The 9,103-nt window shown below is 60.0% G+C and carries 9 protein-coding genes and 2 pseudogenes; 7 read left to right on the forward strand and 4 right to left on the reverse strand.

Translation table 11 applies throughout. The features are described 5' to 3' along the window. Positions 1–261, reverse strand: a pseudogene (locus BLT27_RS18320) (IS5/IS1182 family transposase); the annotation flags it as partial. 470 nt (positions 262–731) lie between these two features. Here BLT27_RS18320 and BLT27_RS18325 point away from each other — a divergent pair. The 6 genes and pseudogenes from BLT27_RS18325 (at position 732) to BLT27_RS18350 (ending at position 4,649) form a co-directional block, all read left to right on the forward strand. Further along, positions 732–1,403: a nucleotidyltransferase domain-containing protein gene (locus BLT27_RS18325; RefSeq protein ID WP_089736510.1), complete on the forward strand. Its 672-nt coding sequence runs from the start codon at positions 732–734 to the stop codon at positions 1,401–1,403. Next, positions 1,396–1,893: pseudogene (locus tag BLT27_RS18330) on the forward strand (hypothetical protein). The gene BLT27_RS18325 and the pseudogene BLT27_RS18330 overlap by 8 nt, the downstream one beginning before the upstream one ends. 720 nt (positions 1,894–2,613) lie before the next feature. Next, positions 2,614–3,225 carry a hypothetical protein gene (locus BLT27_RS18335; RefSeq protein WP_089736512.1) on the forward strand — a complete coding sequence of 204 codons (612 nt, stop codon included), beginning with the start codon at positions 2,614–2,616 and terminating at the stop codon, positions 3,223–3,225. A gap of 37 nt (positions 3,226–3,262) precedes the next feature. Further along, on the forward strand, positions 3,263–3,433 hold the full coding sequence (locus BLT27_RS19980; protein WP_175526518.1) for a DUF8150 family protein: 171 nt from the start codon (positions 3,263–3,265) through the stop codon (positions 3,431–3,433). Positions 3,434–3,672: 239 nt separating this feature from the next. After that, complete coding sequence (locus BLT27_RS18345; protein ID WP_089736516.1) at positions 3,673–4,185, forward strand: winged helix-turn-helix domain-containing protein; 513 nt, start codon at positions 3,673–3,675, stop codon at positions 4,183–4,185. Further along, positions 4,182–4,649, forward strand: a complete 468-nt coding sequence (locus BLT27_RS18350; RefSeq protein ID WP_089736518.1) for a toxin-antitoxin system TumE family protein — start codon at positions 4,182–4,184, stop codon at positions 4,647–4,649. Before BLT27_RS18345 ends, BLT27_RS18350 begins: the two co-directional genes overlap by 4 nt. On the opposite strand, the gene BLT27_RS20290 is transcribed toward BLT27_RS18350, so the two are convergent. Continuing rightward, on the reverse strand, positions 4,632–5,885 hold the full coding sequence (locus tag BLT27_RS20290; protein WP_089736520.1) for an RNA-guided endonuclease InsQ/TnpB family protein: 1,254 nt from the start codon (positions 5,883–5,885) through the stop codon (positions 4,632–4,634). The two genes, BLT27_RS18350 and BLT27_RS20290, sit on opposite strands and share 18 nt — an antisense overlap. Before the next feature lie 792 nt (positions 5,886–6,677). Here BLT27_RS20290 and BLT27_RS18365 point away from each other — a divergent pair. Then, positions 6,678–7,679 carry a single stranded DNA-binding domain-containing protein gene (locus tag BLT27_RS18365; protein ID WP_089736522.1) on the forward strand — a complete coding sequence of 334 codons (1,002 nt, stop codon included), beginning with the start codon at positions 6,678–6,680 and terminating at the stop codon, positions 7,677–7,679. 273 nt (positions 7,680–7,952) lie between these two features. Here BLT27_RS18365 and BLT27_RS18370 read toward each other — a convergent pair whose 3' ends face one another. Both BLT27_RS18370 and BLT27_RS18375 read right to left on the reverse strand, forming a co-directional pair. Continuing rightward, positions 7,953–8,468 carry a 2'-5' RNA ligase family protein gene (locus tag BLT27_RS18370; protein WP_175526519.1) on the reverse strand — a complete coding sequence of 172 codons (516 nt, stop codon included), beginning with the start codon at positions 8,466–8,468 and terminating at the stop codon, positions 7,953–7,955. Between the two features lie 86 nt (positions 8,469–8,554). Then, on the reverse strand, positions 8,555–8,953 hold the full coding sequence (locus BLT27_RS18375) for a hypothetical protein (protein WP_139172420.1): 399 nt from the start codon (positions 8,951–8,953) through the stop codon (positions 8,555–8,557). Positions 8,954–9,103: the final 150 nt, after the last annotated feature.

Consider the following 9,103-nt stretch of genomic DNA (forward strand, 5'->3'; position numbering starts at 1 on the left):
CCGGTCGAACGATTTGTAGAGTGTGGTGAAGTCAGGCATATCGTCCGGATCTAGGCCAAGTCCGTCACAAATCTCGGTCATGTACTGTAGCCGATTCGGTGTTTCACGGTAGCTGTGGCCGTCTTCGAGCCGGAAACAATGGAGAACGACGTGCTTCCAGCGGGCGAACCCGCCGCTGGCGGGCTCGCCCGCGTGCTTTCCCAACGCTTGTTTGACTAGCTGCCGACACTGCTCAACGAAGTCGAGGAGATCAACTTCCATAGCCAGAATCGATTTCCTCGGCTTCGCCCTTCTAACCCGTGACAACCGTCGATTAGATCGCTATTCAACACGGCACTAATTTCTATTCTGGAATCTAGGATTTAAATAGCTCTATTTTCCGTGCAGTCAACCGAGAACACCCAGAAAGCCCCCGAGCGGAGGACTCCCGCGGCTCGCTGCGCTCCTCGCTCCGCTGCGGTGCTTAGCTGGCGAGACTCCTGCGTCGTCTCGCTGCCTCCCGTTCACTCGCTAGCGCTCACTCACGGGAGCGTCGCCGGGGTTCGTCCTCCACTCGGCCCCTTTCAGTCCCACCCGCAGTGGAGGGCGGTCGTCCATCGAAGCGGTCGGTCCCCTTCTGCTCGCGAACAATTGACAGCAACGGACCTGTTTTCCTGTGACCACACACCGTCTCTATCTGGTCCTAGCTAGATTTATATGTGATTGCGCATAATCATATACTGTCCGGAACAATGAAACGAGGTATAAGTATCTGCATCGATGTCTACCCAGAGACCGGGGTATTTCGGGTTGGGGTCGCTGACGACATCATTCAGTTGCTGGCCGATGCACACGAGACGGAGTTCACGATACAGGAACTCGTCGACACGACCGGTGCCACTAGGTCGACCGTCTGGCGCGCTGTGGAATTACTCGACGACGTGAGTGCGGTCCAGGTTCGGAAAACCCCACAACGCAACTACGTATCCATCAACCCTGAGCGACTGCAGAAAGACGACCCGATACTGGGAATCAAACAGCCCGAGTTCCATGCACCGATCCGGGCATTCGTCGACCGGGTCACCACAGCGATCGCCGATGCTGATGACATCGATGCACTCCGTGGAATCGTCGTCTTCGGCAGCGTCGCGCGTGGTGAGGCTGATCGGCAAAGTGACATCGACCTCTTCGTCGTCGTCGAGGGCAACCGCACGAGCGCTCGACGCATCGTCGCCGACACCGTCGCCGAACTCCGTGACCAACGCTTCGATGGCGATCGATTCGAGTTCGAACCCTTCGTCGAATCGCTGGAGAGCGCTCAACGTGCCGAATCGAAACTCGATGAAATCTTCGCGGAGGGCATCACGGTGTACGGTACCGACGATCTCCAGTCGCTCCGAAAGACGGTGATGAGCGATGAGTAGTACGGAGATCGAGCAGCTCATCGCCGACGCCCAGGCCGCGTTCGACCACCGACCAACCCAGATCGAGTCCGGACTCGAAACCGGAGATGGTGCACTACTCCAGCTCCGGAAAGCGTGCCGGCTCCTCGCTGGTGCTGCGGCACTCCGTGACGCTGGGTACTACACCCTCGTAATCGAAGCGTCGTTCGTCGCCATCGAACGGACAGTCGAGTTCCAGTTGCTCGACCGCGGGACAGCACAACCGGACGATCTCCCCGGGACACATCCTGGTGTGTATCGCGAGGCCGCGGCCGTGGGCATCTTCTCCAAGCCAACTGCGGAGAATCTCGCGGACCTCTGGCGTGAACATCGTGCCAAAACGTACTAGCAGGATGGGCTCGCATCTGCAGCCCGAGCTGACGCGATGTATGCACTCGCCAGCGAGACACACGCGTACATCCTCGGACAGTCACAGCAGAGTCACGAGTGCATCTGTGACGATTCGAATTGAGGCCCGGTTCGTCTCTTCGTTGACGGATCCGTCTCGACTGTCCATTCGGATGCTCGCATCCCGTCTGGCATCCACTCCCGGAGATGGTGCGAGAGCAGCGGTTCTGTAGGCATCCTCTGCTGGACACGCAACGTGACGACCTGTTCGAAAGCCCTCGGCCGCTCGACATCCCGCGACCACGTCTCGGTAGCTCCTGTTCGCTGCGCTCCTCGTCCCTGCGGTGCGTAGCTGGCGAGACTCCCCCGTCGTCTCCCCGCCCCCCGTTCACTCGGTAGCGCTCACGCACGGGGGCGTCGCTGCGGTTCGTCCTCCACTCGGCCCCTTTCAGCCACACCCGGAGCTTTTGCTGGACAAGCACGCTCTATCGGCTGGCTGGTGTGGTACTATACGGCTCGCACCGCTCGCCGCGTGCCGCCCTCCGCTCGCTCGCGACCGACCAGTCCGGGCGTGCGGGCGCTCCCCGCACCGCGAGCGCCTGGTCTCGACGCCAGCGGGTACCTAGGTAGTTGGTCCTCAGAGCGTGAAGGCGGTAGCGAGAGCTGACAGACGAGCGGCCTACCACTGAGGAGCGATCTCGATCCAAAGTCGGCTACCCCAATATTGCTTCAGTACGAATGGAACCGTACCCCGCGACACAGAGGGTTAACTGATGAAGGAAGATCCACATCCAGAACAACCACGATACTGGGAGCCCGTTTTCCAGTTCCCCAGGGGTGCCTGATGGAACTCAATAACGACGCCCTCACGATCTCACGGACGCCCTCAGACCTCGACAGAGACGTACTCGAGTTCACCCAGGTACTGGACTCCTGTGCTGTCGACTACGTCATCGTCAGTGGCTACGTTGCAATCCTGACCGGGCGCTCGCGGGCCACAGAGGATATCCCCATCATCATCGAGCCCCTCTCCGAATCAGCGACCGAGCAACTGGTAGCGGAACTCGATGCAGCGGGATACTGGGGCATGGCGATGCCTCTCGACGAGATGCATTCGATGTTGAACGAGGGAAGCAGAATTCGTATCGCTGAAGACGGTGCGATGTACCCGAACTTCGAGACCTGGTTCGTCTCGAACGATGTCGAACGCGAGGCGATCTCGAACGCACTCACCGTCGAACTCGGTGAGAGCGAGATCAGGATCAGTCCAATCGAACTCCAGATCGCGTACAAACTCCGGCTTGCTCAGGCAGCAGGGACAAAAACTGGGAAAGATTTCGAGGACGCCCTCCATCTCTATCTGACCTTCGAAGAACAATTTAACAGGGAGAAGCTCGTACAGTACGTTGAAGAACTCGGTGTCGAGGACCACTATGCTGAACTCAAAAGAGTTTGAAGCAAGCCAGCGCCGGAACGCTGAGCAGCGGCGTGCCATGATCAAACAGTGGGCGGAGTACGTCCGCACCCACGATGATGCCGAGTGGTCGCGCCAACAGAACAAGCTCATCAACTCCCAGCTACAGTCCGCGAACGAGATGGCTGCCGATGGCGAGACCGACCCCGTCCGGTTTGCGGAGGCGCGTGACGACTTGGCGGACCGTTGAGCAACTTCTCAGTAGCGAACTCTGCCATCGACCCACGGCGGGCAGTGACGTACTGATGTCTGTGGACGGAACGCACCGCTCGTTGCGTGCCGCCCTCCGCGTCGCTTGTGCCTTCGGAAAGATATGATCCAATCACGAGAAGTAGAGGAGTACGTAGCCTGACACCGCTCCTGCACAAGCAGCCCCAACATATATTTTCCTTGGGAAATTATTTGTATCTAGGGGGCGTGCTATCTAGTATGACTAAAACGTGGGATGACGTCAACGAGCAGGTCAAAGCGGACTGGAAAGAGGATACCACGCCGTTCGAACGTGTGTATGAAATCGTCGAACAAACCCACGACGGGCAGTCCGCAGCCGAGATCGCCGACCGCGCCCTTGTGAGCGAGCCGACGGCACGTCGACACTGTAAGACGCTCGTGAACACCGGCTTCGCCGAGACGGAACAGGAGGGCCAGACAACGCTGTACAAGCGAAACAGCGACCGAATTCTGATGTCCCGGATTCGCGAACTGCGTAACGAAGCGGACCGGACGGAGTTACTCGAGGGCATCAAGGAGATGAAGTCCGAGATCCGTCAGTATGAGGACCGCTACGACGTGGTGTCACCTGAGGAACTTGCCCAGCAGCTCGACGCCGACGAGACGGAGGGCTGGGACGACCTCACCGCGTGGAGAACGACGCGACAGAACCTCGCCGTCGCCCAAGCCGCCCTCGCCTACGACGAGGCCAGCCACCAGCTCGCAGTATGAGCGAGGACGACCGAGCCGGCGAGTTCGGACCGATTTATCTCCCGGCCCTCCAGCGGATTCGTGACCTCTGGCTCGAACTCGAACCGCTCGTCGACGAAACAGCGTACGACGACGTCGTCGCACCCACTGAATTACAGATCAGTCTCACTGACGGGCTCTGCGAGGCCGACAGTGCCCGGCTCGATATCCAGTGGAGCGAACTGGGAATGTATTCGTTTCACTATGTCGATAGCGACGACGTCAACTGGCGATTCGACCGCCACCCGAATACACACTCCCCCGAGATCCATTTCCACCCTCCACCCGAGACCGCGACGACGGCAGCCGAACCCTCCTGTATCGACGTGACCGAAGTGTCACTCGTGACCCGTGCAGTCCATGCGATGTGGCGGGCAGCGTACGAAGACGACGACATGGACCACCTGAATAGCGCATCAAACCCGCCGTCATCGACCCACGACTGAAGTCGTGGGCTTGTCCGTGGACTCCCGGTCTGCCGACGAACCGTCGGAGGCGGTGTACTCGCCATTCCCATTCACCATCCCGGACTTGAGGGCGAGATGACCGTCGCCCAACCCAGAGGGGCGTTCGCCCTCCGGTAAAGTTAGCAACTTCAATCCGATGTTCTTCGCCGCATTGTAGTCGCCGTCGATCGAATACCCACACTCGTTGCACTCGAACCATCCGTCCGAGGTGCGGTTCGTGCTACACTGATGTCCACACCGAGAACAGGTCTGCGAGGTAAACGCAGGCGGGATCTGCTCAACACGGATACCGTACTCGCTGGCCTTGTACGCCAGCATCTCCTGGAGTTCGCGGAACGCCCAGTTGTGCAGCTGTCGCTTCACTTGGTCGTTCTGATTGTCCATTTGCTCACGGATGTTGGTCAAGCGTTCGACAGCGATGAACGAACAGTCGTGGGCGTCGGCTTCTTCTACGATACGTCGAGAAATCGTGTGCAGGCGGTTCAGCACGAAGCGGGTTTCTCGCCCCGACAATCGCCGGAGAACCTGCTTGGCGGAGCGAGTGCCTTTGTGCTGAAGGCTCCGACGCACGCGGAAGAAGTGATTCTGTCCCCACAGTAGTTCGCCACCGTCGTAGAACGACCCCGTACTGGTCACGGCGACGTTCTTCAGGTTCAAATCCACACCCAGTACCGTGTTACCATCGCGTTCTTCGACCGCTTTTTTGATGACGATGTGGAGGTAGAACGCGTCCTCGTCTTCGCGGTAGTGGAGCGTCCCCATCCGCTTTTCGTACTCGTCATCATCGAGGTACGATTTCTGGTAGTCACCGAGAACGTAGTCCACACTGACTCTGCCGTTGATGGTCGAGAGTGTGGCCGACCTGTCTTTGAGTGTCAACGTGCGTTTGTCGTAGACGGCAGACGGTTCGGTGAATCGTGGGAGTGGTCGACTGGTACCTTTTTTCCAGTCTGCGACGGTTGACGTCATCGCCTCGACGGCTTTTGAGTACGCTCGGACACAGAGGTTCGCGGGTAGGTCTGTCTCGTCTCGCAAGTCGTGGTACACTCGGTCGTGTATTTTCGACTTGGTAAGGATGAGGTAGCCGTCGTCGTTTCGCCCATGCTGGACGGTGTAGTTGCAGGCGTGGTTGAACTGGTCGATGGTCTGATGAAGGTCTTCCTGTCGGTCGTCGGGAACCGAGAGTTTGACCGTAACAGTTCGCTTGACCTCCATCTGGTACTTTACTTGTCCCGTAATATTTGATAAACCTGCGCCCGGCGTGGGGGAGTCTGAGTGCTCTCGCTCGTGGGTTAATTCGAGCCGTCTCGGATTCCTCCCACGGCTAAAGCCGTGAGCTTCCTCCTTGCATCTCTGTGAGTAGCTTTTTGAAAGCCCTCGGCCGCTCGGCATCCCGCGACCTCACGAGACTACGTCTCGCTTGCCCCCGTTCGCTGCGCTCACGGGAACCGCGCTGCGCTCCTCGTGCCTGCGGTGCTTGCGGGGTCGGGGGACGACCGAGACGGCCTCGCCCTTTCTGAATCCACCGGGACGGTGGATTGATCGGCGAGCAACGTGGCGAAAGACTGGTGTCTCATTCCGGCACGCACCGCTCGCCGCGTGCCGCCCTCCGCGTCGCTCGCGACCGACCAGTCCGGGCGTGCGGGCGCTCTCCGCACCGCCCGCGCCCGTTCCGGGCATCTGGTCTCGACGCCAGCGGGTAACCGCGGGGGGTTGCGCGCCGTGGGTGCTCACCCCCACACGGTTACTCCGCTGGACGCTCGCTCCGGGCGGACGCCGGAAGACTCACTGCGTTCGTCTTCCGAGCCCTGCCTCACTCCGTTCGGCAGGACGGCGCGCGGTGCTGGTTGTCTGTCGTCGACGGCGCGCTCTCGCTCGCGCCCAGGGGCGCTCGCGAAGGCGCGAGCGAGAGCGCGCAGACGTGTCTGGCCGGGCGGTGATGCAGAAAACCGCGAGTGGAGTCGCGGTTGTGGACGCTCAGTGAGCGCCTTCGGAGTGTGTACTCCAATGTCTAGTAGAAACGCAACTCGTGATGTAGTTTCGGATGCCGAACAGACGACTGAACAGCTGACGCTCGGGGAGGCCATCGAGGACGAAGGCGAGGTGTTGGTAGAGGCAGCGTGTGAGGATCACGCACCTGAGCTGCGACCCACGGTGGAACTCGAACGCCAGGGTCGAATCGACTACGACTGGAACCGGAAGGCGAATCTGGACCACCCGTACGGGATGACACTCGAAGCGGAGGAACGGCGGCTTGGTGAGGAACAGGAGTTAGAGCAGTATCGAGAGCGCGCACTGGCGGCTGAGGAGGCGGGCATCGACCGGGAGCGATCGTGGAGGATGCAGACGGAGTGGGCATCCAGCGAGCGCGTTCGTGACTTCAGAGAACGGGGCGTGCTCGGGAGCGGTGGCGACCCCGACGTCGACCCGCGTGAACAACTCGAGGCGGAGACCCTGGGCGGGGTGAACCGATACGGGATGCATCTGGCGGAGCGCTTCCGTGGGCCGACTCGGGCGGCATACGCGAAACGGCTCGCGGAGAAGGTCGCGTGCCAGGGGATGGGGTTGACGGCAGCCGTTCTCAAGACGAACGAAGACGTGGCGAAAGGCACCGACGCGATCCAGCCCATCGCGACCATCGAGGAATGGATGGGTCATCCTCGGTACCCCATCCAGGCGAACGTCGAAGCCGAGGTGAGAACGCTCTACCAGCCAGCGGCGGTCAACCAGCAACAGGTCGGCGTGCTCGAAGACGGCTCCGGGAGTGCGAAGGTGACCATCTGGAAGCGCTCCAAGGTGGGGACGGTGCTCCGCGAGGGCGACCGAGTGAGGCTGCTGAACTGCGAGGTCGGCTGGTACGGCGGCCAGCCGACGTTAGCCGTGACGTCGGATTCAGAAATCTCCGTGCTCGAGCGCGGTGACGGCCCGAGCCCGCGAAACGGGACGGTGACCCACGCGGACTTCAGCGAAGGGAGAACCGGGCAGCGACTGGACGTTCTCAGAGACTGAGCTCGCGAGCGGTCGTCTGGCCACTATCTGCTCTCTTTTTTGGCATTGCTTCGCTGGCCAGAGGGCGGGTCGTCGTGGATTCGGTTTGACGGGTCATATCGCCCTGGCACCGCGACCCCACCTCCCCACCCACCGCTCCGTGCTCGCTCGCGAGACTCACTCCGTGCCTCCGTTCGTCTCACTCGCTGTGCGCGCAGCCACGACCCTATCACAGGTGTGGAGCCACCCGCATCGCGAGTCCCGGAGGCGATCTTGCAATCGGTATCTCCGAGTTCACAATCCAGCCGTCGAAATCGTGCGCCACTCCGAGACCTCACCCGTCGTATCGACGACAGCGAGCGTATCGGTTCGGACGGTGGCAGGCAGCGCTTCCAGATCGATCGATTCCACCATGGACACCCGGTCCGCAATACTCATCTCGCTGTAGATGAGGCTCAAATGGGGGACGTACATCCCGGGATTGGTATCGAACAGCTCTGCTGCCGTTTGATGAAGCGAGAGTAGTTCCCGAGTTGGCTGTATCAGAAGGAACACACACTGGTGTTTCGTCGTCGAACAGTGTACGGCGGTGAACGAAAGCTCCAGCGACTCTCTGTTCCCAACGAGTTCCTCCGTCCGTTCAGTAATCAGGTCTTGGTCGCCCCGTATCCCACCGAGAACCGTAACGTGGGGCTCGAACTCAGGTGCATCCTCCTGTCCAGTTGCCAACTCCCGAATCGTCTCTTCCAGTTGCCGATACGCTGCTGCATCCCGGTCTGGAACGAGCCAAAGCGAGTAGGTCCCCGACACGGGACGTGTTTCTGCGGGGAGTGCAATAACGTTTCAGTCGGATGCTGTCGACTAGTAGGGCCGGTGGCGTGCTGACCGCATCTCTTTCAATCATCATCGAACAGGGGGTCGATAGATTGCAGACCCTGGGTGAAATTGCCCGATACGACCTGTTGCTTGATGGTCCGCTCGAGGACTTTCGTGTTTCGTTTATACGCTACCCAGGCAACCGTGATATCCCAGAGTACGTAGAGTTGGGCTGCGAGGACGGCTACGCTGATGACCGTAATCGGGTCACCAACGACATCGACGAGTGTCGGTGACCCTGGCGTGAAGAGTGTTGAATCGGCGATCCCTATCTCGGGGATGCCCTCCAGTAGCAGGAAGCCGGTTCCAAGGAATCCACACGCAAGGTAGGTCGCTATCGCCAAGAAATGCATCCCATCACGCACCCGTGACTGGACTGTCTCCTGTAACACTGTTGGGTCATCTGAAGAGTCGGGCACTCGGCTGAGAGCCCGTCTCTCGACAGCCGATCTGATTCGAGCGACGTACGTCTTCGGGGCTGTGTTGAATCGCCATAAGGCGGTGGATTTCACTGTTTGACGGCACGCTTGATGTTGTAGACGACACACATCAGAGCGATTTCTCGGAAC

This window comes from Haloarchaeobius iranensis, from assembly GCF_900103505.1.
In the GTDB taxonomy this organism is placed as follows: Archaea; Halobacteriota; Halobacteria; order Halobacteriales; family Natrialbaceae; genus Haloarchaeobius; species Haloarchaeobius iranensis.

What these genes read in the sequence shown, in the direction of transcription:
- BLT27_RS18325 (WP_089736510.1), top strand. Translation starts at nt 732, where the DNA reads ATGAAACGAGGTATAAGTATCTGCATCGATGTCTACCCAGAGACCGGG.
- BLT27_RS18335 (WP_089736512.1), top strand. Translation starts at nt 2,614, where the DNA reads ATGGAACTCAATAACGACGCCCTCACGATCTCACGGACGCCCTCAGAC.
- BLT27_RS19980 (WP_175526518.1), top strand. Translation starts at nt 3,263, where the DNA reads ATGATCAAACAGTGGGCGGAGTACGTCCGCACCCACGATGATGCCGAG.
- BLT27_RS18345 (WP_089736516.1), top strand. Translation starts at nt 3,673, where the DNA reads ATGACTAAAACGTGGGATGACGTCAACGAGCAGGTCAAAGCGGACTGG.
- BLT27_RS18350 (WP_089736518.1), top strand. Translation starts at nt 4,182, where the DNA reads ATGAGCGAGGACGACCGAGCCGGCGAGTTCGGACCGATTTATCTCCCG.
- BLT27_RS20290 (WP_089736520.1), bottom strand. Translation starts at nt 5,885, where the DNA reads ATGGAGGTCAAGCGAACTGTTACGGTCAAACTCTCGGTTCCCGACGAC.
- BLT27_RS18365 (WP_089736522.1), top strand. Translation starts at nt 6,678, where the DNA reads ATGTCTAGTAGAAACGCAACTCGTGATGTAGTTTCGGATGCCGAACAG.